Origin of the sequence: Janthinobacterium sp. LPB2021202312-11-4, assembly GCF_037049705.1 — a bacterium.
Lineage (GTDB): Bacteria > Pseudomonadota > Gammaproteobacteria > Pseudomonadales > Pseudomonadaceae > Aquipseudomonas.
This window is the reverse complement of sequence record NZ_JBAGKV010000044.1, coordinates 14,958-38,279: the sequence shown is the minus strand read 5'-3', so window position 1 is coordinate 38,279 and position 23,322 is coordinate 14,958. Positions and strand designations below refer to the sequence as shown.

Genomic DNA, 23,322 nt, shown 5'->3' with positions numbered 1-23,322 from the left:
GGCATCAGGCTCCCATTACCAGAATCAGCGTGGCGCAAACGCAGGCATACAATGCCCCTTCGAACAGCGCCTCATGCCAGACGAAACGCAGCACGCCCAGGCGCCTCAGGACACCGTCCAACAGCAGAAAAATCGGCAAGGCCAGCAGCAAGGCCTGGGCGATCGGCGGCAGATAGACACCGCCAATTTCCAAATCAATGGGCAAGGGCCGGCACTCCTTCAACGTCCGGGGTTAGAAAGTAGCCACCGTTGCGTTGCAGGAACGCCACCACGATCAGCAACGCCACGCGCATCCGGAACACTGACCAGAGGTGTTCATGCACGCCCCCATGAAGGTCATCCATTTCATCGCCCAAGACACGCAACTGACCGAGCAATCGCTCAAGCTCAATACCGGGGCGCCCCGCCACCAGCCTTCCGGTCTCACGGACGGCGGCCAGCAGACGGTTTTCCTGGTCGGTACTGAGCAAGGTATTAGCTTGTCCTTGTTGCCTGAGCTGGTTCAACGCCACGCCCAGCGCCATACATCCCAGGCTGACCTCGAACAACTCGCTGGAACGTCGATCATTAATCGCTGGCAGCAGCCCGAGCATCATGGTCAGGCGATCGACCATGCGGCTTTCAAAAGCAAATTGTTGCTCATCGGTGGCCGCCGTCTTCAGCAAGGCATAGACCTGCTCGCCGTTCTCATGGAACAACCGGCGCATCCGCAAAACCGGTCTGAAGGGGAAGATCAGCGCGTAGACACTCAGCGCCAACGCGGTGGCGCAAACATACGCGCCAGCAAACTCGAACCACTGGATCGCACTGTTCTGGCCGATCCCGATGTTTTGCGGGCCCAACAGCAGAAACGTGGTGAGTCCCAGACCGATGGCGGTGCCGGTAGTGGCCGGTGTGGTCAGGCCGACCGCGACGGCATACAGCAACGGCACCAACAGCAATGCCAGCAGTTCGAAGTTACTGATCATCGGCAACAGCATGAACAAGTAGAGCGCCGACGCCAGCAATGCGAGCCCCAAGCCTCGCGCGTAACTCTGAGCAGCCAACAAAGGTCGCGGGAACGTCGCCATCAGCGAACAAAGAATACCCACCAGCACCATCCCGCCGCGTGCGCCGTCCCATCCGGTTTCGATCCAGATCAGCCCGGCCACCAGTAACGCGGTAAACGCGCGGATGGCATTCATCGCCGCCAGGGTGAAATCCAGGTGCAGCGGATTTTCCTGCCCCCGGAACACGCAGCTCGCTTCGCGCCCGTCCTGTATCGCATCGCTCAATTCCAGAATCTGCTCCAGTTGCTCCAGCAGCCGTGCTTGCTCCCAACGCAAGGCCCAAGCCAGCGAGCGCAAGGTGGCGGTCATGGTTTCGGTGAGCTGTTCGGCCTTGTAGGCCTGGTTATCAAAGCGTTGTTGCAGCGCCACGAAATGCTGGCGTGCCTCGGGCGACAATGAGCGGCCCTGTCGGGCCAGTTCATCGAGAAAGGTCAATTCTTCGGTGCGCAAAAGCTGTATGTCTGCGGGCAATGCCCCTTGCCAGCGTTCGGCCAGCAACTCGCGCTGGTGACGCAATGCCGTCAGCCGCGAAGTCAGCAACACCAGCTGATTGCCCAGCAACTGCACCAGGCCATTGGCACTGCGCAGCCGGGGCGCGTCGAAGTACAAATGCCGGCGCAACCCTTCAAGCGCACTGATCTCGCCTAACAGTTGCATTTGCCGGCGATGGAAATCGGCTTCGCTTTCGTCGGTACGAATCACGGCGGCCGCGTGGGTCGCGAGCAGCTTGATCACTTGGTCTACCTTGGCGAAATAACTGCGGGTCACGGCCTCCGGTCGTGCGGTCAGCAGGCTGACCACGCACACGCAAACCACGGCCAGCAAGGTCTCGGTTACCCGGGTGACCGCCAGCAGAAAGGTGCCGTCCTGGTCCGGCACCGCCAGCAGGGCGACCACCACCGCCGTGTAACCACTGAGCACAAACGCCTGAGAACTGGTGTAGCGCAGCAGCGTGCCGCCGGCGGTGCACAACGCCAGCCACAAGGCCAGGGTGATGATGAACGGCAGCGGCGCCTGGGGGAAAATCGCCATGATCAGCACGGCCACCACCGCCCCCATCGTGGTGCCGATGACCTGGCCAAAACTGCGGGCCAGGGCCATGCCGCCCAGTGGCTGACTGACAATGACCACCGCCATGATCGACCATTTGGGCTGATCAAGGTCGAACAGGAACGCCAGATACAAGGTCAACAGCCCGGCGATGACGGTTCTGAGGGCAAACAACAGCGCCCCATAGCCTGGGTTGAGCAACATCTTGAAGTACTGAAGCAGCGGTTGCATGGGTGCACTCATCGGGTCGTCTCAAGCAAGCGTAGTCACTGCTTCAGGACCTCGACAGGTTTCAAAGTCGACAGGTGTTGTAGGCAATTTCGATGATGAGTCAGACGATTCCGATAGACGCGCTCGATAGGCCCGTCAGCCATAGCGATTGGACAGAACCCCGTCGTCCCCCTAGGCTTAAAACGCTGCGAAAGCGTCTATTGATAAGCCTTACCCATGATCGTGCGTCCCAAGCCGAATCTGATCGGCATCCTGTTTTCCCTCAAAGGCTCGATTGCCAAACGTATAGCCTTGCGCAGCCTGCTGGTGACGCTGCTTGCCTCGGTGATTGTGCTGATCGAGACCTGGCACCCGGAGTCTTTCTCCAAGGTCAACGCCACGCCGTTTACCCTGCTGGGCTTGTCGCTGTCGATCTTCATGAGCTTTCGCAACAACGCCTGCTACGACCGCTGGTGGGAGGGTCGCAAGCAACTGGGGCAGATGATCATTGAAGTACGCTCGCTGATTCGCCAGACCCAAGGGCTGATGGATGCGGACGAACGCGAGCTGTTGCTGCGCGAACTCTGCGGCTTCGCCCATGGTTTGATCGCGCGGTTGCGGCTGGAAAGTGAACCGCACGCTATCGCCCCCTGGACCCACGACCCCATCGACCGTTTGCACCCGAACATCCCTGACGCGCTGTTGCAACGCATCGGCGCCCGCTGTTCGGAACTGGCCGAACTGGGCCGGATCAGTGAATGGCGCTACACCCAACTGGAGTCGCGGCTGGTCAGCCTGAGCCAGGTCCAGGCCAGTTGTGAGCGAATCAAAAGCACGCCACTGCCCTTCCCTTACACGCTGTTGCTGCACCGCACCATTTACCTGTTTTGCATCCTGCTGCCGTTTGCCATGGCCGAACCACTGGGGTGGCTGACACCGGTATTTACCGCCATCGTCAGTTACACATTTTTCGGTCTTGACGAGATTGGTGATGACCTGGAGGACCCGTTTGGCTTCGACGAGAACGATTTGCCGTGCAATGCAATTTTGCGCACCCTGGAGCGCGAAGTGCTGGCCGCACTGGGGCAAACCGATTTGCCGCCGGCCCTGGAACCCATCGAGTACGTATTGAACTGAGTCGGGGTTTGACTCGGGGCCGCACCTGACCGAAGCTGACGCCTTCGCAAAAGCTCGCCAGCTCCCGGATTCCTGCATGCCCCAGTCCCGCCGCTACCTGCTTATCAGCCTCTGCATCCTGCTTGCCATTGCCCTCGCCTGGTTTTTTCTGCGTAGCACCACGCCCGTGGTCTCGGAGGCGATTAAACACGGCTACAGCGAAGCACTGGCCCAGGCTCGCGCCGGTCAACCGGGGGCTGCGCGGATGCTTTATCAGCAACTGAGTCGTCCAGACCTGTCCGCCAAGCGCCGTATCTGGCTGCTGGCCGAACTGCCGAACTACCCCAGCCCGCAAGCCTTGAAACTGGCGGATGCGGATTTGCAAAACCCCTCGGTGGATGTCCGGGTGGCGGCGATCAAAAGTGTCGTTGGCCTGGTGCCTGGCGGCCAGCGCAGCCTGTTGCTCGGGCCGTTGCTCGATGACAGCGATCAAACCGTGCGCTTTGCCGCGATCAACGCGCTGCTGGGGTTGTCGCCGGATGATTTGGGGTTGTATTTCGGGCCGTTGCAGCAGGCCATCGATGCCTGGGAACTGGTGCTCAAGAACGAACCCGAATCTGCCAGTACGCAATCTCAGTTGGCGCGTCTGCACTTGCACAATGCCGAATTGAAAGAAGCGCAACACGCGCTGGAGCGCACCTTGCAACTGGAACCCGGCAACCTGCCGGCACTGGTCATGCAAATCGAAGTGCTCGACAGGCAAGGCCAAAGCGATGCCGCCCGCCAGCTACTGGCCAAACAGTTGCAGGCCCAGCCGGATTCCGCCTACCTGCAACACGCCCTCGGTCTCTGGTTGCTGCACCACGGGCAAAGCGAGTTTGCCGTGCTCGGCCTGGCCAAAGCCGTTGAACTGGAGCCGGACAACAAGGATTACCGCTACGACCTCGCCACCACGCTGCACAGCGAAGAAGAGCTGGAAGCGGCGCAGAAACAGCTGCAGGAAATCGTCCAGCGCCATCCGGCCGATCGCAAGGCGCGGGTCTTGTTAATCAATTACTGGAAGGAAAGCGGCCAGTTGCAGAACGTGCAAATCCTGCTGGCGCAGCTTGAGCAAATGAACCCGGATGATCCGGCGTTGCAGCAAGGGCTCTAAAAGAACCGTTGCGTCACGGTGTTGCGGTCGAACACCGCCCCTGTAGGAGCTGCCGCAGGCTGCGATCTTTTGCTTTTTTTGCACAAGAACATCACTCAAACACAAAAGGTTGAACCGTCGTCTCGGCCAAGGGTCAAGAGAAACAGGCAGTCACTTCAGGCACTTCAGGCCTGCTGCCTCGCTTCCCCTAGTCATGAGAGGGCTTTTTTTGTCTACATCTAACGAGTTGTTCAGTGCAAAAGCCGCCACCGGCATTGAAGGTCTGGATGACATCCTGGCCGGTGGATTGTCCCGCGGACATGTGTTTCTGCTGGAGGGTGAGCCCGGAACCGGTAAAACCACCGTCGCGTTGCATTTTCTCCTTGCCGGCGCCCGAGCCGGCGAGCGCTCGTTGTACATCACTTTGTCGGAAACCGAACGTGAGCTGCGCCAAGGGGCGTTGTCCCACGGTTGGGAGCTGGATGAGAACATCCACATCTTTGAACTGACCCCCCCGGAAAGCCTGCTCAACGCCGAACACCAGCAAAGCCTGCTGTACTCCTCGGACCTTGAACTGGGCGAAGCCACCAAGCAGATTTTCGAAGTGGTCGAACGGGTCAAACCGACCCGCGTGGTGCTCGACAGCCTGTCCGAAATTCGCCTGCTGGCCCAAAGCTCACTGCGCTATCGCCGACAAATCCTGGCGATCAAACACTACTTTGTGCGCTACGACGCCACGGTGGTGCTGCTCGATGACCTGACCACCGAGTCCCTCGACAAAACCGTGCACAGCGTCGCCCACGGGGTGATTCGCCTTGAAGAGTTGACCCCTAACTACGGCGCCGAACGCCGGCGTATTCGCGTGGTGAAATACCGCGGCCAAAAATACCGTGGCGGCTTCCATGACTTCACCATCATGGGCGACGGTATCCATGTGTTTCCACGCCTGGTGGCCGCCGAACATCGCGGCGGCTATGTCCGTCGGCAATTGACCAGCGGCATCAAGGAAATGGACGCCCTGCTGGGTGGCGGCATCGAAACCGGCTCCAGCACGTTGATCCTCGGCCCTGCCGGCACCGGCAAATCGCTGATCTCGATGATCTTCGCCGCAGCGGCCGTTGCCCGTGGCGAGAAAGCCGCGCTGTTTATCTTCGACGAGGAATTGGGCCTGCTGTTCGAGCGCATGAAAAACATGGGCATCGACCTCAAGGCCTTGCAAGCCACCGGCAACCTGCTAATCGAGCAAGTGGATGCCGCCGAGCTATCCCCCGGCGAGTTCTCTCATCGGGTGCGTCGTTGCGTCGATGAGCGCGACATCAAAACCGTGGTGATCGACAGCATTAACGGCTATCAAGCCGCGATGCCGGAAGAAAACGCCCTGGTGCTGCACATGCACGAGTTGCTGCTGTACCTCAATCGCCGCGGCGCCGCGACGTTCATGACCGTGGCCCAGCATGGACTGGTCGGGGACATGCAAGCGCCAGTGGACATCACCTATCTCGCCGACACGGTCATTCTGTTGCGCTATTTCGAAGCCCTGGGCAAGGTGCGCCGGGCCATTTCTATCATCAAGAAACGCACCGGCAGCCATGAATCAACCATCCGTGAATACCGCATCAGCAGCAATGGCATGACCATCGGCGAACCGCTGGACGCGTTCCAAGGGGTCTTGCGTGGGGTACCGACCTATTTGGGCGCCAGCAAACCGCTGCTTGAGGAAGATCAACCATGACCGCGCTGGCCGCGACGTCCGAGCGCGCAATCATTCTCGCGCCGCTGGGTCGCGACAGCCAGATTGCACTGATGATGCTCAATGAAGCGGGCTATGACGGTGTCATCAGTCGTGACCTGGCGGGGTTGTGCGGTGAACTGGCATTTGGCGCCGGCCTGCTGTTGATTGCGTCTGAAGCGCTGCTGGGTGCCGATCTGGATCATCTGCAAGGCTTGATCGATCAACAACCGGCCTGGTCGGACTTACCGATCGTGCTGTTGACCCACCACGGCGGGCCGGAACAGAACGCCGCGTCGCGTTTGGGCCCGCAACTGGGCAACGTGACCTTTCTTGAGCGCCCGTTCCATCCCGTGACCCTGATCAGCCTGGTCACCACCGCGTTGCGCGGGCGACGACGACAGTACGAAGCCAGGGACCGGCTAATCGATCTGAGCCAGAGCGAACTGCGGCTGCAAACCACCCTGGAAACCCTTGAGCAACAAGTCGAGGAGCGCACCGCACAACTTCGGCATAACGAAGAAGCGCTGCGCCAGTCGCAGAAAATGGAAGCGGTCGGCCAGTTGACGGGCGGCATCGCCCATGACTTCAACAACATGCTGACCGGCATCATCGGCAGCCTTGAGCTGTTGCGTCGGCGCCTGGCCCGTGGCCGCACCGAAGACCTCGATAGTCTGATAGACCTTGGTGTGACTTCAGCCAACCGCGCCGCCGCCCTGACTCACCGACTGCTGGCGTTTTCCCGGCGCCAGTCGCTGGATTCCAAACCGGTGGTGATCAACACCCTGGTGACGTCCATGGGCGAACTGTTGCAACGCAGCATCAATGAGACGATTCGCCTGGACATGCAACTGAGCGATGACCTGTGGGTGGCCGAAGCGGACCCCAATCAACTGGAAAGCGCCCTGCTCAACTTGGTCATCAACGCCCGTGACGCCATGCCGGATGGCGGCAAACTGGTGGTCAAAACCTTCAATCAACATTTCGACACCGGGTTTGCCGAAGCCCATGGCAATCTTCAACCCGGGGATTATGTGGTGCTGAGCGTGACCGACACCGGTTGCGGCATGCCCGAAGCCACCATCACTCGGGCCTTTGACCCGTTCTTCACCACCAAACCCATCGGCCAGGGCACCGGACTTGGGTTGTCGATGATTTACGGTTTCAGCAAGCAATCCCGAGGTCACGTCACGATTCAGAGCGAGGTCGATAACGGCACCACCGTCAACCTGTACCTGCCGCGCTTCGCCGGCAACCTGGTGCAAGACCCGCTCGTGGCGATCCAGCAGACACCTTTCGCACAAAACGGTGAGACGGTGTTGATCGTCGAGGACGATCCCGCAGTTCGAGTGTTGGTCAGCGCGGTGCTGAGCGAGTTGGGTTATGCGTTTGTCGAGGCAGGGGACGCCGACAGCGCGGTGCCGATCCTGGATTCCGCCCAGCGCATCGATCTGTTGATCAGCGACGTCGGGCTACCGGGGATGAATGGCCGGCAACTGGCGGAAATCGGTCGGCAATACCGGCCGGAACTCAAGGTGCTGTTCATTACCGGGTACGCCGAGCATGCCGCCGTGCGCGGAGGTTTCCTCGACCCGGGCATGCAGATGATCACCAAGCCGTTCACCTTCGATCTATTAACGGCGAAGGTGCGCGAGATGATTAGAATCTAAGAGAGTATGAGTACACCTGCGTAGGAGCTGCCGAAGGCTGCGATCTTTTGATCTTGATTCTTAAAACCAACATCAAAAGATCGCAGCCTTCGGCAGCTCCTACGTAGATCAAAAGCGTTTAGGAGAGCATTTCCTGCATCAATTCCTGCAACACATCCAGATCGAATGGCTTGCCCAGAATCGGCGCCTTGCGGGTGATCGGGCTGTCCGTCTCGCGGATTTCCTGCGGATAACCGCTGATAAAAATCACTTTGAGCTCCGGGCGCAATTTCACCGCAGGCTCGGCAATCTGCACGCCGGAGATCCCGCCGGGCAGTCGGAAGTCAGTAATCATCATGTCCAGGTGCGGTTTACTCGCGAGGATTTCGAACGCTTGCTCGCCGTTTTCGGCCTGTAGCACCCGGTAACCCTTGCCCGACAGATAGGCAGACAACACCATCAAAATCGAGGGGTCATCCTCGACAATGAGTACTACATCTTGCGCATCTTCACTCATGGGAAGCCTTTGTTCGGTCAATAGCTGCTGATACGACCATGCGGTCATTCAGAGGTTGCGTTTATCTGGCTGATTTCCTACAGCGGCAGACAAACGCGAAATAAGGCGCCTTCGTTTATTTTGCTCTCGACGACGATGGAACCGCCATGGGCGGCGACGATTTGCTCGGAAATAAATAACCCGAGTCCAAGCCCGGCAACCACGGTCTTGGCTGAAACCCGTTCGAACTGTTGAAAAATGCGTTTCTGGTTTTCTTCACTAATGCCGATGCCACGATCCTGGACCTCAACCCGGGCCTGGCCCTCGTGTTGGTACACACGCACCTCGATCGGGCCTTTGCCACCATAGCGCAAGGCATTGGTCAGCAAATTGGAGATGACCTGCTCAATTCGAAACTCGTCCCACGGCCCTTCCACCGGCGCCTCGGCGGTGAACGTGACCGTTGATTCGGCGGCATCGAATTGCGGGGCGAAGTTTTGCAGCAGGTTATCCACCAGTTTCACCAGGTCAAAGCGACTCGGTCGAATCGACAGCTTGCCGGTGCGAATCCGCGACACGTCCAGCATGTCTTCAATCAGGCGGATCAGGCTTTTGATCTGGCGTTCATCGCGATCAACCATGGCGTGCATCTTGTCCAGGGTGAACGCCGCCGCGTTATCCCGGGCCAGGTGCATTTTGCGCAACTGGGTTTCAAGGATCAGGCCATTGAGCGGCGTGCGCACTTCGTGGGCGACGATCGACATGAAGTCATCGCGCATGCGCACCGCCTGTTCCAGTTCGTTCTGGGTACTTTGCAACTGCTTGAGCAGCGCTTCCTGTTCGCGACGGCTCTGTTCCAGGGCTTCGACCTGCTGCTTCATGGCCTTGCTCTGGCGGTACAGGTCGACGAACACATTGACCTTGCTCTTGACCGCATGGATGTCCAGCGGCTTGTGCAGAAAGTCCACGGCCCCGCTTTCGTAACCCTTGAACGCGTAATTCAATTCACGGCCGGCGGCGCTGACGAAGATGATCGGAATGTTCCTGGTCTTGTCCGTGCCGCGCATCAGCTCGGCCAGTTCGAAGCCGTTCATACCGGGCATCTGCACGTCGAGAATGGCCATGGCAAATTCGTGTTGCAGCAACAGCGACAACGCTTCATCGGCGGACAGCGCCTTGTAGACCATGCGGTCTTCGCGCTTGATCAACGCTTCGAGCGCCAGCAGGTTTTCCGGCAGATCGTCGACGATCAGCAACTTGGCTTGGATGTGACTTAGCATGCTATTCGTTCCAGCTCGACAAGCAGACGGCCGATGCCGCGGATAGTGAGAATGTGGTCTGGCTGGTGCAAATCCAGGGCAGCCTTGGGCATCGTCGCGACCTGCGCCTCGTCCGGGTCCTGGACCACCGTCAGGCCGCCACGGTGCTTGACCTGGGCCAGGCCGCTGGCGCCATCGCGATTGGCACCGGTCAACAGCACGGCGGCCAGCGCCGGCCCGTAAGCGTCGGCGGCGGATTCGAACAGGTAATCGATGGCCGGCCGCGAATGGTGCACGCGGTCTTCAAGGCTCAACGAGAAACTGCGGTCCTGTTCCACCGAAAGGTGATAGCCGGGAGTGGCGAAATACAAGGTTCCGGGGGCAATCGACGTCTTGTCGCCGGCGTCCAGCACCGGCATTGAAACCCGTCGGGCGAACACTTCAGCCAAATGGCTGCGACGTTCGTCAGGCAGGTGCAACACCACGATGATGGGTAGCAAGAAGCCTTCGCGCAGCGGCGTGAGAATGTTCAGCAGCGCCTCGACGCCACCGGCCGAAGCGCCGATCACGATAGCCTCTACGGTCGGCAAACCGGGTGCACTGTTCATGATTTGCGGTAGATCCGTTCGTGTTTGACCAAGGGCTCGAACTGTTTGCCATAGGCCGAAAAATCCGGGGTTTCCTTGCTGCCCAACACCAGGAAACCACGATGGCACAGTGACTCATGAAACAAACCAAAGGCGCGATCCTGAAGCTTTTTATTGAAGTAAATCAATACATTACGGCACGAAACTAATTGAGTTTCTGAAAAGACACTGTCAGTCGCCAGGCTGTGATCGGCAAACGTCACGTTCTCGCACAGGCTCTTGTCGAAAATCGCGTAGCCGTAGGCGGCCGTGTAGTAGTCGGCAAACGAGCGCTGACCACCGGCCTGCTGATAATTAGCAGTGTAGGCGCGGACATTCTCCATGGAGAAAATCCCCTGCTTGGCTTTGTCCAGCGAGCGCGGGTTGATGTCGGTGGCGTAGATGATGGTGCGATCAAGCAATCCCTCTTCACGCAGCAAGATTGCCATCGAATAGACCTCCTCGCCGGTGCTGCACCCGGCAATCCAGATTTTGATCGACGGGTAGGTCCTGAGCAGCGGCACCACCTCCTTGCGAATGGCCAGGAAGTGCGAAGGGTCGCGGAACATCTCGCTGACCGGGATCGTCAGCAATTGCAGCAACTGCATGAACGCGGTCGGATCGTGCAGGACCTTTTCCTGCAACGCCGAGATGGTCGCGCACTCGAACTGCCCCAACGCGTGAGCCACCCGGCGCTTGATCGACGCGCCGGAGTAATCGCGAAAGTCGTAGCTGTACTTGAGGTAGATCGCCTCGATCAGCAGCCGCAATTCGATTTCGGTGTTCTTTTCCACTAAAAGCTTTCCACTAGATGCGTTCCATCTTCGGTAACCACACACGAATCAGCGAGAACAGGCGATCCAGGTCGATCGGCTTGGCCAGGTAATCGTTGGAACCCGCCGCGAGGCAGCGTTCCTGATCGTCCTTCATGGCCTTGGCCGTCACCGCAATGATCGGCAGCTTGCGCCAGCGCGGGTCCTGGCGGATCAAGGCCGTGGCCTCGAAACCGTCCATCTCCGGCATCATCACGTCCATCAGCACCAGGTCGATGTCCTCGACTTCATTCAATTTTTCAATCGCCTCACGACCGTTACGACCGATCACCACGACTGCCCCTTTCTGTTCCAGCGCACTGGTCAGGGCGAAGATGTTGCGCACATCGTCGTCCACCAGCAGCACTTTGCGGCCCTCAAAGACCTTGTCGCGACTGCGGGCGGTCTTGAGCATCTTCTGCCGCTCATGGGACAACTGGGATTCGACTTTGTGCAGAAAGAGTGTGACCTCATCCAGCAACCGCTCTGGCGAGCGCGCGCCCTTGATGATGATCGAGCGCGAATACTTGCGTAGCTCGGCCTCTTCGTCCCGGGTCAGGTTGCGCCCGGTGTAAACGATTACCGGCGGGAACGAGCAGATGTCTTCGGTGGACATGCGCTTGAGCAGATCGTTACCGAGCATGTCCGGTAATTTGAGGTCGATGATCATGCAATCGAAAATCGTCGTGCGCAGCAGGTCCAGCGCTTCCTGGGCGAAGCCGACCGCCGTGATTTCGATGTCTTCGTCGCCGATCAGCCGGGCAATGCTGTCGCGTTGCAGGTCATCGTCTTCCACCAGCAGGACTTTTTTGACCTTCTGGGTCAGCTTGGCTTCCAGGCGCGCAAACACGTCCTTGAGTTCTTCGCGGGTGGTCGGTTTGACCGCATAGCCGATGGCCCCCATGTGCATCGCGGCTTCTACGCGATCTTCGACCGAGATCACGTGAACCGGGATGTGCCGGGTTTCGGCATGTTCTTTCAGGCGCTGCAACACCGTCAGCCCGGAATGATCCGGCAGGCGCATGTCCAGCAGAATGGCATCGGGGATGAACTCTTTGGCCAGGTCGTAACCTTCGTCGGCACCGTGGGCCACCAGACAGTGGTAACCCAGTTCATGGGCCAAGTCGTAGAGGATGTGCGCAAAATTGATCTCGTCCTCGACCACCAGAATGCAACGCGTGGTGAACGGTGCCTTGGCGCGGTCATCGTTGAAGCGCGGGATATCGATTTCGGCAACCAGTGGCACTAACGCGACCTGGGGAGGCTTCGGCACGTGAGCCACCGGGGTCGCACGCATCGGTTCGACCGGTTCATCGCCGGGCTCGACGTATTGCTGCGGCAACACCAGGGTAAACACACTGCCCTGCCCCGGCTCGCTGGTGACGCTGATCGAGCCGCCCAGCAACATCGCCAGGTTCCGGGAAATCGACAAGCCCAACCCGGTGCCGCCGTAACGGCGATTGGTGGTGCCGTCGGCCTGGCGGAAGGCTTCGAAAATGCTTTCCTGCTGGTCCTCGGAAATGCCGATCCCGGAATCGCGAACGATGAAGGCGATGCCCTCACCCGGCTGATTGGCCACGGTAAGGCTGACAGCGCCTTTTTCAGTGAACTTCACGGCGTTGGACAGCAGGTTCTTGATCACCTGCTCCAGGCGCTGGCGGTCGGTGAAGATCATCATCGGCGAGTCGGCCTGCAACTCGACGTGAAACTCCAGCTTCTTGTCCTTGGCCATCGGCTCGAACATCCCGCGCAAGCCATCCACCAGACGAGCGACGCTGGTGTTTTCCGGACGCATTTCCAGCTTGCCGGCTTCGACCTTGGAAATGTCGAGAATGTCGTTGATCAGGTTGAGCAAGTCATTGCCGGCCGAGTAAATCGATTCGGCGAACTTGACCTGTTCGGCGCTGAGGTTTTCCTGAGGGTTTTCCGCCAGCAGCTTGGCCAGGATCAACGAACTGTTCAGCGGAGTGCGCAGCTCGTGGGACATGTTGGCGAGGAATTCGGATTTGTACTTGCTGGAGCGCTGCAATTCTACGGCGCGCTCTTCCAGTTGAATCTGGGCCTGATTGAGTTCGGTGTTCTTCAGGTCCATGGCGTCGCGTTGATCGGCCAGGATCTGCGCCTGTTCGGAAAGCTGTTCGTTGGTCTGCTCCAGCTCCACTTGCTGGGTTTCCAGGTGCGCCTGGGATTCCTTGAGAATCCGCGACTGCTCTTCCAGTTCTTCGTTGGCGGTCTTGAGTTCTTCCTGCTGGACTTGCAGCTCTTCGTTGAGCTGCTGGGTTTCGGCCAGCACTTCCTGCAAGCGTTGACGGTAACGGGCCGCCTCGATCGAGGTGCCGATGTTGCCGGCAATCAGCTCAAGCAGTTCGATGTCACGCTCGCTCAACGGGCGCAGGAAACCCAGTTCAATCACGCCGTTCACGCGATCATCGTCGCTGGTTGGCACCACCAGTACGCTGTGTGGCAAGCCTTCGCCCAAACCGGAGCTGACCTTGAAGTAATCGCCAGGCACGTCATCCAGACGAATCAACCGGCCCTGCTGCACGGCCTGGCCGAGAATCCCCTCGCCGTCGTAGATCGACTGATCCTGGGTTTCCTGCTCCCGGGACAACCCGTAAGACGCCACGCGCTTGAGGCCGCCATGTTCTTCACGGACATAAATGGCCGCCACGGCCGTGCCCAGGTACTGCGCGCAGAACTGCAAAATATTGCGGCCCAGCACATTAAGAGTGAGTTGCCCCAACACTTGCTCGGCCAATTCGGTCTGGCCACTGCGCAGCCACGCTTGCTGCTCCAGGCGCAACGCACTGGCCTGTTGCGCCGCCAGGTTGGCGCTGTAGCTCTGGGACAGGTTGAGCAAGTCGCGCCGGCCGACATAGGCCAGCAACGTACTGATACCGGCCACGAACAGCAGGTACAGGGTGATGCTCCAGATCGTGGTGCGACGTACTTCTTCGTTGCGCGTGGTGCGCAACTGCTGCTCCATATCGATGACGTCTTCGAACTGTTTGCGGATTTCATCCGTCAGGCGCTTACCGCGCCCGGCCTTCACCGCGCCCCGGTAATCACCACTGGAGCGCTGCAAATCGATCATCGATTGGGCGTAGGTCGCCCATTCGGTTTGCAAGGCTTGCAGCCGGCGCAAGCGATCGGTCTGGACCGGATTGTCAGCCGTCAATTCGAGCAAGGTATTGAGCGACACCGCGATTCTCGGCTTGGCCGTTTCGTAGGGGTCCAGAAAGTGCTCATCGCCGCTGAGCAGGAAACCGCGCATGCCGGTTTCAAGGTCGACAGTCAGCTTCACCGCTTCATTGGCGTTATTGATCACCCGGTCGGTGTGCTCGACCCATTGAATGACGGATAGCAAGTAAGAGATCAACGCTACAAAGAAAACCGCGCTGATGACGCCCACGCCCAGCGGCAAGCTGACGTTGCGGCTCAGGAGTTTACGGAATCGTTGCTCATCAACCGAAGACGCTGAGGTCATGGGGGCGGGCCTTGTCGAACTGTTGAAAACCAAGGAGTTTGCCCCAAAACTGCCGCATTGATCCAATTTTCTGACAGGTTCAACGGCAAATTCCTGCAATTACCTGCGCGCGATCAATGCCACGCGTTATCCTTGCCGCGTCTTGTACCGTTATTGTTTTTTGTATCGGGTCGGGAACTTGTCGGGGTCCGGCAATTACTCAAGCAAGAGACCGGCAATTTCGATCGACCGGCGCCCCATTATTTCCTCATTGAGAGTCCCCACTATGTCCTCCAACGCGTCCATCATTCTTGTCGTCGAAGACGACGCCATCGTTCGCATGCTGATCGTCGATGTGCTGGAGGAACTTGAATTCAAGGTGCTGGAAGCGGATGGCAGCGAGAAAGCCCTGGAGTTCCTCAATGACGAAGACCAGCACATCGACCTGATGATGACCGACGTCGGCCTGCCTGTAATGGATGGCCGCGAACTCGCCACCCAGGCACGCATGCTGCGTCCGGAACTGCCGATCCTGTTTGCCAGCGGTTATGCCGAAAGCATAGAGGTACCGACGGGTATGCACGTCATTGGCAAACCCTTCTCGATTGATCAATTGCGCGACAAAGTGTCGGGGATACTGTCCGCCTGCTGAGTTATTCCGCGACGCCTCTATAAATGGCTCTTGTTTATGCGCAAACAAGAGCCATTATTGTTTAATTAATCGACCTCACGCCCGCCTTACAAATATAAACATATAGCAACTCCTCTCTTAATGCAGGCACACCCCTTGTGCCCAATAGCCGCCCACCTATTTAAACCCGACTGAAACAACTGGTTCAAATAACTAACTGGCCTTCAGGCCCGAATTAAAACTAAGTTGCCGCCCGGCGCTAAAAAACGCCATCGAGCAGTTCTTAAAACCAATTTGCCGCCCATATAAAACCAGACGCAACAGATCACTGCTTTTTTTACGAAAAGCGATAACTGCCGCCTTATACTTAATAAACCTTGAATGGATTCAAGATGAACAACACAAACAATCACGCTATCGCCGCACGACACCTTTCGCGACCAGGCAGCACTCCCCATGACATGGTTGACCCAACGAGCAGCGACGACAGTGAACGACTGGAAGTTATCGGCCGATTAAAAACCATGCTGGACGACAACAGCACAGACTTTGCGCCCATCTGGGCAATACCGCGTATATCCCTGGAGCGCGATTCAAGCCTTGAAAGTTCAATGGCTCCCGGCATTGAACTGTTAAAGCGGATGATCAAGAAATCTGCATTCCAAAAGATCTTGGCCAAGAACCGATTGTCGGTAGATGCCGTGTTCCAGGTCACGGATAACGGCCGCATCACCGCGCTGGCCGGCAACTTCACCCACAATCTGACCACCCAAACCCAGCTTGACCCCGAGTTGGACGATGACCTGAAAACCCTTACTGAAGTCGCGATTGTCCTGCACGGCGCGGTGACGCTCGATGACCGGGTCAGCATGACGCAATGGCTCAGATTCCATGACCATCCCATTCCGTCCACCGCCGCAGAAACACAACGTCTTGTTACATTGCTGGAACTGCGCCTGCCGAAAAGCCCCCCATTGGGCAACTATTGGGAAATGCTCTCGACCGTAACGCAAAGCCCCGTCACCCTTTCCAGTACACAGCGTGGCCAAATAAGAGCCCTGACCCATCACCACACCCAAGGAAGCGGGAAGTTGCTGGACAAACTGGCAAAAATTGCCATGGGCTATCAGTTCTCGTCCATCAATCGCGCCAGCGCCGATGACCAACTACTGATACTTGCGTCCGATTCCATCGCGGCCTCATGGGCCAAAGGCTATATCAACGAATTGGACTGGTATGGTGCATCGAGCGATCAACCGCTGTCCGATCTGTATCTGCAACAAGTGGTGCTGACCGCTGTACTGATGGACCTGCATCCGTCCATAGGCGAAGCACAGCCTCGCAACCATGTCGCCGGTTTTAATCTGTACGCCACTGAGCATGTTGAACAGACTTTCTCTGCCGTAAGAAGTGCGTTGGAACATCATCTGATCAAGCACTCGGGTGTCAGCAAGGAAACCGCGCCCCTGGCGTCGCACTTGCTGTTGGCAGGCATCGCGCCTGAATTCCTGGTCAAAGACCTGCCGCCCACCCTGCTACTGGGCACCCCGCAATGGGTGGAGTTCTGCCGCGCAGTAGCGTTGGTGGAATTCAACGCGCCAGGTTCTTCGCGCCTGATGACCTATACGCAAATAAATAAGCTGGCAACGATAGAACTGGCGGATGAGTCGCTGACGACCATCACTAACCTGCTTGCCGTGGACCCCTTGCTCGACTGGGCGCTGCTCAATGACGTTATCACCCTGGACGATGTGCAAAGCTCCCATGCCGGTGCCGTCGATACAGCGACTTCTGCCTATGAAAAGCACCTTGGACGGTATGCCGAGGTCCAAACCAGACTGTCGGAAAAATTCCCGACAAGACGAGACATCGCGCGAAGGCTTCTGAAAATAACCGCACCTGGGTGCAAGTTTCTTGAAGATGAAATTCTCTATAGCAGGAAAACACTCGCACCCCGTCCAGGATTTTCAACATCGGAGCCCATGTCGCTGGTTGAGTTGCTGATGTCGAATGAACTCGCCTATCGCGAATGGGATGTTGTGAAAAAAGCCAGCGTCTATGAGACCTATCCGTTTATCAACAATGAAACCCATCGATTAAAACCCGAGTTCAATCAACTATTCAATCAGGCCTACACCCACTTCTCAGAGGCAATGATCACCAGTTTTAAACTGGCCATGATGACGCTCCCCACCCTCGATCGCACTCGATTGCTGCGGGGGCAAATAAGCTTGTTCACTGTTCGACCTTCAGTCGCGATCATCCCCACACCCGAAATCAAGATAAGTATTAATCCGCTTAGTTTGCTCACCCACACCCTCACCGAACTATCCAAGTTAGGTTACAAGGAGAATCAGGGTGACAAAGATGCTGCCACTGGTCGTTATGGCGTGGTGATAGGTTCCTACTTCGAGGGGAAGTTGTATTGCTACGAATTATTTACCCTGCATGGCCTATGCCGTGAAAACCCTGCGCTCGCAGAACTGATCAGCGGGCAAGGTTTGTTGAATCAGACTCCGCGCACAGACTTCTCTGGCAGCCTTAAGCGATACGGTCGGCCTTCTGCGGTGTATCGATTACCCACTGATATTGAGTGCTATACCCACGGCGTAACCCCCGACATTAAACCCTCCAGCGTTGGCGTTATTGAAAAGCTCGCCGTACTACCCGCAATGGCAGCACATTCAACGCAACAAAGCCGGGGCTCTTACCAAAGTTTTTACGGTGGCGAGTTCAATCACCTCGCGGCGTTCATACAAAAGCAGCGCCCCATCGCAACCTATGAAGAATTATTCAAAGAGTGTTGGGGACAGACAAAACTTGAGAGATTAAAAGCAGAGTACGATGCGGTGACGGACACGATTATCAACATCATCGTCCCGTTCAAATCGTGCATTCAAGATATCAACTCCGACGACCCGGATCGTCAGGCCGAAGGCTGGGCGTTCTGCACGGTTGAAGCGGCAATGACACTTCTTTTAGTGGTCGGTGCGGTCGCCAAAATGGTCGGCATCGCGGCTAAAACCGCGTCCCTGGCCTCAAAAGCCGCCAGCATGGCTAAAGTGGGCGCCGGTTTGGTGAACCAACTGTTCAATCCGCTGGACGGAGTACCGGAGTTGATACGCGGCGGCGTAAAACTCCTGAAGCTCAACCAGAGCGGTAACAGCGCCCTGAAAAATGTCACCGCGCAACTGCACAAGCTGACGGGCAGCGCGCAATCCTATGATCTGATCAAGGCCGCTGAGCGTTCCGAGATCAACGTCGGCCATTGGCGGCCTCTGGATTCGGCGGCCGAGTCACTGATGATCGTCGCCACGCGACACAACGACCAATGGTACGCGCTCAACCGAGCAAGCCAACCGTGGGGGGCGAAGCTCCGGAACTTTGACATCATCAGCACGCTGCACCTGCCCAAACTCCACAAACTGATGCCAGCCACCTATAGCCGTAAAGTCGTCAGGGATGCGTTGCCACTGGCACGAACCAAAATTGACGATGCGATCCGGGTATTGCAAGACAAAAGTCTGGACTATGACTCTGGAATGGTGCTGAAACTGCTGCTGGGCGACAACACGGTCCAGAGCCGGAATAAAGTTCTGCAACACCTCAAGGAGGTCAAGTCGGAGATTGCCAGGATCACACCTGAAAACTACAGGTATGACGTAACGAACTATAAAAACAGCGACCGAAAAGACGTTCTTGCCTCCCTGAACCCGGAACTTTACAGGCGGTGGAAAGCGGCCAGTCCCACCCAGATAAAGCAACAACCTTTCATGACTATTTACACCCATCGATTTAATAACGAGTTTCGCGTTCAAGGCTTCAGCCGTTCGGCTGTTGCCGACGCCCTTATTCATGAACTGTTTCACGGCGCGCCAAATACGCTGGATCATGCCTATGCGCTGATTCCCGCTTTGGAACGCCAAGGCAACTACCAACGTCTGGACGTAAAACTGCTGCTAAACCTTGCTTCCGGCAATTTCAGCCAGAAAATTGCCCTGAAGACACTGATCGCAACCGACGAGAAGACGCTCAAGGAAATCTACAGTTTGGACAGGAACATCATCAACAAACTGAACGATATCGATAAGGACACGCTCAATCACCTCGGTCTTATCAATAAGAAAATCCTGGATAAACTCGATGACCTCCACACAGTCGCTCGCCAAAAGCTCAGCACTCTCGACGAGCAGGCAATCAAGGAGTTTCAAGCGATCGACAGGACTGTTTTTCTGAAGTTGGACAAGGCTGCGGCCGTTGATAACGCGGATTCGTTCGCACTGGCGACATCACTGTTGAGCCAATTGACCACCGACAAACCGGTCTTTCTGGAAAACGTGGAGGGCATGAAAAAAGCCGTTGAAAGGAACAGCGGCAGTTACGTTGGCTGGGAGGTGCTGGTGAGCCTGAATCCGGTTTAACGCGCCCCATTGATATAACCGAGCCGTTGAGCGGACCGAACTGGGGCGCATTGAAGCCTGGGTCAGGAACCTGTGGTTTAATTGCGCCCCTTTTTGCTTTCCCCCGCCCGTCTGCCGTAAAGGAACACCGTCCATGAGTCAGCCCACAACCAAAGTCCTGGTCATTGGTTACGTCTGGCCCGAACCCCGCTCTTCAGCGGCCAGTGGGCATGTGATGCAAATCCTCGACACGTTTTTGCAGGAAGGCTGGGACGTCACGTTCAGCAGCCCGGCGGGCGTCGGCGAGCATAAGGCGGACCTCGCCGCGCTGGGCATCCGCGAGTGTGCCATTGAGCTGAATAACAGCAGTTTCGACACATTTATCGGCGAACTGGCCCCGGATATCGTGCTGTTCGATCAATTCATGATGGAGGAACAGTTCGGCTGGCGCGTCGAGAAACACTGCCCCGATGCGCTGCGCGTGCTTGAAACCTCCGACTTGCAAAGCCTGCGACACGCCCGGCAGCAACGGCTCAAGGAACGTCTGAAGGCCAGTGCTGATGAAAACGATTTCAGCGATCTATTTGCCCCGGCGTTGCGTGAAGAGTTTGAGTTGATGGCCGGCACCGATCTGGCCAAACGCGAAATCGCCGCGCTGTATCGCTGCGATCTGAGCCTGATGATTTCCCCCGTGGAAATCGAGTTGCTGGTGCAACAGTTCAAACTGCCCCCGGACCTGCTGCACCTGTGCCCCTTGATGCCCGAGATGCCGGCGACGGCCCACACGGCGTTTGAAGATCGCGCGCACTTTCTCAGCATCGGTAATTTCCGCCACGCGCCGAACTGGGACGCGGTGCTCTGGATGAAAACCGCTGTCTGGCCCTTGATCCGCCAACAACTGCCCGGCGCGCAACTGCACCTCTATGGCGCCTACACGCCGCCCAAGGCCACGGCGTTGCACAACCCGGCGCAGGGCTTTCACGTGATGAACTGGGCTGAAGACGCCTTGCAAGTGATGTCGGCCGCCAGGGTTTGCCTGGCTCCGTTGCGATTTGGCGCGGGGATCAAAGGCAAAATCGTCGACGCCATGCTGTGCGGCACGCCGAACGTCACCACGCCCGTCGGTGCCGAAGGCATGAGCGATGGGCAGCCCTGGCCCGGCGCGATTGGCGAATCCGCCGAGGCCATCGCCACTGCGGCCGTTGCGCTGTATCAGGACAAGGCACGCTGGACAGCGGCGCAACGCCATGGTGATCAATTGCTGGCGGCCCACTACCGCCAATCGGTGCATGGCCCGGCCCTGATCGAGCGCCTGCAAGCGTGTCGTCGCGACTTGGCTGAACGCCGACGCGACAACTTCACCGGCGCCATGCTTCGCCACCACGCGCATAAAAGTACGCAGTACATGGCCCAATGGATCGAGGCGAAAAATCGTCGCGTCGAGTCGTCCGTTTCCGAATCTCGAGGGTGATAAAAGACATCGCATTAGTGGCGTAAGGCTATGTTTATGTACATGTTTCCATGACTGGATAAATCTGATTCCGCTTCTAGGCTTTGGTCACGAAGCCGTTTTTCCACGACCGCTCGCTCCCCATGGATGGGGAGCCAAGCCTCAGGCAGGAGCCATGAAACATGCCAAACAGCCCTACTTCCAATGTCGATAAACAACGCTGGATGAGCAAAGTCCCCGACATCGACCGCTTGAAACTCATCGACCTCATTTGGCCCGGCGTCCATAACGCCGGGATGGACAAAAAAGCCCCCAATTACGACGTCATCATCGGCAACTGGACCACCTGCCAGAACGATTCCTTTGCCTGGCAACTCGCCAACGGTGCACGGGCCTTTGACCTGCGCCTGGGTTACCGGCCCGGTACGCCCAAGGGCGAGTACTACTTCCACCACAACGGCTACCAGTCCCACCGGGTGCTGGATGAACTGATCGATGCGGTGAACGGGTTCCTGGATCGCAACCCGGACGAATTCATCATTCTGGACTTTCATCAGTTGCGCGACGGTGAGCAAGACTTCGACTACCGCCAATTCAGCAACCTGCTGGTGCGACGCCTTGGGGCACGGGCCATTTCGCCCCAGCATGAGCACATGACGGTCGGTGAACTGAAGGCCGCCAGCAGCCAAAAACGGGTTGTCCTGGCGGCCAGCGATTCCGTGGAGCTGGACATGGAGTACTTCTGGAACCGAATCCCCCACCGCTGGAGCGGGTCCCGGCTGACCGATATCAGCGCACTGCGCCAACATATCGTGCGTACCCTCGATACGCCTCGCTTCGGTTCCTATCTGTGGTCCCTGACCGCCACCAGCTACACCTTCCTCGGCGGGCCGGTAGACATCAAGCAGCACATCAACGACTGGTTTCACTCATCCCGGGACTGGGTGACTCGTTGCAGCATCATCAGCACCGATTTTTTCGATGAATCAGAGATTGTTGGTTATTGCTGGGTAGCCAATAGCATGAAGGCAGTCAGCCAGCGCGGCTGAGTACCTGGACGCTGGCATTGCCAGGCAGGAAAGAGGCATGATCAGTAAGCGATAACAATAAAAGCGTCCTGCCATGACCCGATCTGCCAGAGTTACCGATCCTTCCTACGAATTGATGGACGACCACAACGGGTTGTCCATCATCTATCGCCAACACGGTTTTCCGTGCCCGTTGGTGCGCTGGCATTTCCACAAGGAATACGAACTGCACCTGATCGTGGCCAGTTCCGGCAAGGTTTTCATCGGTGACTACATCGGCAACTTCTACCCGGAAACGCTGTTCCTGACGGGCCCCAACCTGCCGCACAACTGGATCAGCCAGGTGGCCGAGGACGAAGTGGTGCCCAAGCGCGACATGCTGGTCAACTTTACCGACGAGCTGTTCGATAGCGGCCATCTGGTGTTCGCCGAACTCAAGACCTTGGCGCCGCTGCTGGAGCGTGCGAAATACGGCATCGAATTTCGCTGCAAACACACCATCCGCCAGGCCATGACGCTGATGCAGCGCATTGCCGAGACCAAAGGCGTCACCCGACTCGGGCACTTTTTCATTCTGCTGGAATTGCTTGCCGCCTCTGACGATTACCAACTGCTGGCCGGGGCCACGACGCCGCAATTGGCGGATGAACATAACGTCGATCGCACCAACCGGGCGGTGGATTACATTTTTGCCCACTACGCCCGGGAGCTGCCGCTGGAAGAAGTCGCCGAGCATTTGGGGATGAAGCCGACCTATTTCAGCCGCGTGTTCAAACAGGCCACTGGCCGCTGCTTCATCGAATTCGTCAATCGCCTGCGCATCAGCAAATCCTGCGAATTGCTGGCAGATGGCGACAAACCGGTGACCGACGTGTGTTTCGAGTCGGGGTTCAACAATATTTCCAACTTCAACCGCCGGTTTCAGCAGCTCAAGGGCATGACGCCTTCGCATTATCGGCGGCTGGCGGTACAGCGGTTGACTGAGCAAAACCTCGGTTAAAGTCAAAAGATCGCAGCCTTCGGCAGCTCCTACGGAAAATGCGATCCCGTGCAGGAGCTGCCGAAGGCTGCGATCTTTTGCTCTTCCCACCCCAAAAACCTATACACATTCAATAGCGCCGACCTTCTAAAAAGCCCTACCCCGCACCTCACACGCCAAACCCAAGTGCAAAAAAGTATCGATTAAAGTGCGACGGATGATTTGTCAGCACTTCAATTG

At 57.5% G+C, this 23,322-nt stretch carries 16 protein-coding genes; 9 read left to right on the top strand and 7 right to left on the bottom strand.

All coding sequences use genetic code 11. The features are described from left to right. Positions 1 to 4: 4 nt before the first annotated feature. Positions 5 to 205, bottom strand: coding sequence for a DUF1656 domain-containing protein (locus tag V5E99_RS28780; RefSeq protein ID WP_499805803.1), 201 nt, complete (start codon positions 203 to 205; stop codon positions 5 to 7). Next, positions 195 to 2,330 (bottom strand): FUSC family protein, encoded by a 2,136-nt coding sequence (locus V5E99_RS28775; RefSeq protein ID WP_499805801.1) that lies wholly within the window; start codon positions 2,328 to 2,330, stop codon positions 195 to 197. The genes V5E99_RS28780 and V5E99_RS28775 overlap by 11 nt, the downstream gene beginning before the upstream one ends. A gap of 216 nt (positions 2,331 to 2,546) precedes the next feature. On the opposite strand from V5E99_RS28775, the gene V5E99_RS28770 reads away from it, so the two are divergent. The 4 genes from V5E99_RS28770 to V5E99_RS28755 all read left to right on the top strand — a co-directional run bounded on the left by V5E99_RS28770 (position 2,547) and on the right by V5E99_RS28755 (position 7,956). Then, the gene (locus tag V5E99_RS28770) at positions 2,547 to 3,446 is read left to right on the top strand and encodes a bestrophin family protein (RefSeq protein ID WP_499805799.1); all 900 of its coding nucleotides are present in this window, start codon (positions 2,547 to 2,549) and stop codon (positions 3,444 to 3,446) included. Between the two features lie 76 nt (positions 3,447 to 3,522). Beyond that, complete coding sequence (locus V5E99_RS28765; protein WP_499805797.1) at positions 3,523 to 4,578, top strand: tetratricopeptide repeat protein; 1,056 nt, start codon at positions 3,523 to 3,525, stop codon at positions 4,576 to 4,578. 208 nt (positions 4,579 to 4,786) lie between these two features. Continuing rightward, complete coding sequence (locus tag V5E99_RS28760; protein ID WP_499805795.1) at positions 4,787 to 6,289, top strand: ATPase domain-containing protein; 1,503 nt, start codon at positions 4,787 to 4,789, stop codon at positions 6,287 to 6,289. Further along, positions 6,286 to 7,956 carry a response regulator gene (locus V5E99_RS28755; RefSeq protein WP_499805794.1) on the top strand — a complete coding sequence of 557 codons (1,671 nt, stop codon included), beginning with the start codon at positions 6,286 to 6,288 and terminating at the stop codon, positions 7,954 to 7,956. Before V5E99_RS28760 ends, V5E99_RS28755 begins: the two co-directional genes overlap by 4 nt. Positions 7,957 to 8,074: 118 nt before the next feature. Here the strand turns inward: V5E99_RS28755 and V5E99_RS28750 are convergent, their stop codons facing one another. The 5 genes from V5E99_RS28750 to V5E99_RS28730 form a co-directional block, all read right to left on the bottom strand. Further along, positions 8,075 to 8,452, bottom strand: coding sequence for a response regulator (locus V5E99_RS28750; RefSeq protein WP_499805792.1), 378 nt, complete (start codon positions 8,450 to 8,452; stop codon positions 8,075 to 8,077). Between the two features lie 77 nt (positions 8,453 to 8,529). Continuing rightward, on the bottom strand, positions 8,530 to 9,711 hold the full coding sequence (locus V5E99_RS28745; RefSeq protein WP_499805791.1) for a hybrid sensor histidine kinase/response regulator: 1,182 nt from the start codon (positions 9,709 to 9,711) through the stop codon (positions 8,530 to 8,532). Then, positions 9,705 to 10,298, bottom strand: coding sequence for a chemotaxis protein CheB (locus V5E99_RS28740; RefSeq protein ID WP_499805790.1), 594 nt, complete (start codon positions 10,296 to 10,298; stop codon positions 9,705 to 9,707). Before V5E99_RS28740 ends, V5E99_RS28745 begins: the two co-directional genes overlap by 7 nt. Then, complete coding sequence (locus tag V5E99_RS28735) at positions 10,295 to 11,110, bottom strand: CheR family methyltransferase (RefSeq protein ID WP_499805789.1); 816 nt, start codon at positions 11,108 to 11,110, stop codon at positions 10,295 to 10,297. Before V5E99_RS28735 ends, V5E99_RS28740 begins: the two co-directional genes overlap by 4 nt. Positions 11,111 to 11,123: 13 nt before the next feature. Beyond that, a complete protein-coding gene (locus V5E99_RS28730) occupies positions 11,124 to 14,615 on the bottom strand; it encodes a response regulator (protein ID WP_499805788.1) in 3,492 nt (1,163 codons plus the stop codon). 265 nt (positions 14,616 to 14,880) lie between these two features. Between V5E99_RS28730 and V5E99_RS28725 the strand changes: the two genes are divergently transcribed. The 5 genes from V5E99_RS28725 (at position 14,881) to V5E99_RS28705 (ending at position 23,103) form a co-directional block, all read left to right on the top strand. Beyond that, on the top strand, positions 14,881 to 15,246 hold the full coding sequence (locus V5E99_RS28725; RefSeq protein ID WP_499805785.1) for a response regulator: 366 nt from the start codon (positions 14,881 to 14,883) through the stop codon (positions 15,244 to 15,246). 371 nt (positions 15,247 to 15,617) lie between these two features. Further along, positions 15,618 to 19,646 (top strand): hypothetical protein, encoded by a 4,029-nt coding sequence (locus V5E99_RS28720; RefSeq protein WP_499805784.1) that lies wholly within the window; start codon positions 15,618 to 15,620, stop codon positions 19,644 to 19,646. 133 nt (positions 19,647 to 19,779) lie between these two features. After that, positions 19,780 to 21,096 (top strand): glycosyltransferase, encoded by a 1,317-nt coding sequence (locus V5E99_RS28715; RefSeq protein WP_499805782.1) that lies wholly within the window; start codon positions 19,780 to 19,782, stop codon positions 21,094 to 21,096. A gap of 161 nt (positions 21,097 to 21,257) precedes the next feature. Next, the gene (locus tag V5E99_RS28710; RefSeq protein WP_499805780.1) at positions 21,258 to 22,124 is read left to right on the top strand and encodes a phosphatidylinositol-specific phospholipase C domain-containing protein; all 867 of its coding nucleotides are present in this window, start codon (positions 21,258 to 21,260) and stop codon (positions 22,122 to 22,124) included. A 73-nt stretch (positions 22,125 to 22,197) separates the two neighbouring features. Beyond that, positions 22,198 to 23,103, top strand: a complete 906-nt coding sequence (locus V5E99_RS28705; RefSeq protein ID WP_499805779.1) for an AraC family transcriptional regulator — start codon at positions 22,198 to 22,200, stop codon at positions 23,101 to 23,103. Positions 23,104 to 23,322: the final 219 nt, after the last annotated feature.

Coding starts and splice junctions, on each gene's coding strand:
- V5E99_RS28775 (WP_499805801.1), bottom strand. CDS start 2,330: ATGCAACCGCTGCTTCAGTACTTCAAGATGTTGCTCAACCCAGGCTAT.
- V5E99_RS28770 (WP_499805799.1), top strand. CDS start 2,547: ATGATCGTGCGTCCCAAGCCGAATCTGATCGGCATCCTGTTTTCCCTC.
- V5E99_RS28765 (WP_499805797.1), top strand. CDS start 3,523: ATGCCCCAGTCCCGCCGCTACCTGCTTATCAGCCTCTGCATCCTGCTT.
- V5E99_RS28755 (WP_499805794.1), top strand. CDS start 6,286: ATGACCGCGCTGGCCGCGACGTCCGAGCGCGCAATCATTCTCGCGCCG.
- V5E99_RS28750 (WP_499805792.1), bottom strand. CDS start 8,452: ATGAGTGAAGATGCGCAAGATGTAGTACTCATTGTCGAGGATGACCCC.
- V5E99_RS28745 (WP_499805791.1), bottom strand. CDS start 9,711: ATGCTAAGTCACATCCAAGCCAAGTTGCTGATCGTCGACGATCTGCCG.
- V5E99_RS28740 (WP_499805790.1), bottom strand. CDS start 10,298: ATGAACAGTGCACCCGGTTTGCCGACCGTAGAGGCTATCGTGATCGGC.
- V5E99_RS28730 (WP_499805788.1), bottom strand. CDS start 14,615: ATGACCTCAGCGTCTTCGGTTGATGAGCAACGATTCCGTAAACTCCTG.
- V5E99_RS28725 (WP_499805785.1), top strand. CDS start 14,881: ATGTCCTCCAACGCGTCCATCATTCTTGTCGTCGAAGACGACGCCATC.
- V5E99_RS28720 (WP_499805784.1), top strand. CDS start 15,618: ATGAACAACACAAACAATCACGCTATCGCCGCACGACACCTTTCGCGA.
- V5E99_RS28715 (WP_499805782.1), top strand. CDS start 19,780: ATGAGTCAGCCCACAACCAAAGTCCTGGTCATTGGTTACGTCTGGCCC.
- V5E99_RS28710 (WP_499805780.1), top strand. CDS start 21,258: ATGCCAAACAGCCCTACTTCCAATGTCGATAAACAACGCTGGATGAGC.
- V5E99_RS28705 (WP_499805779.1), top strand. CDS start 22,198: ATGACCCGATCTGCCAGAGTTACCGATCCTTCCTACGAATTGATGGAC.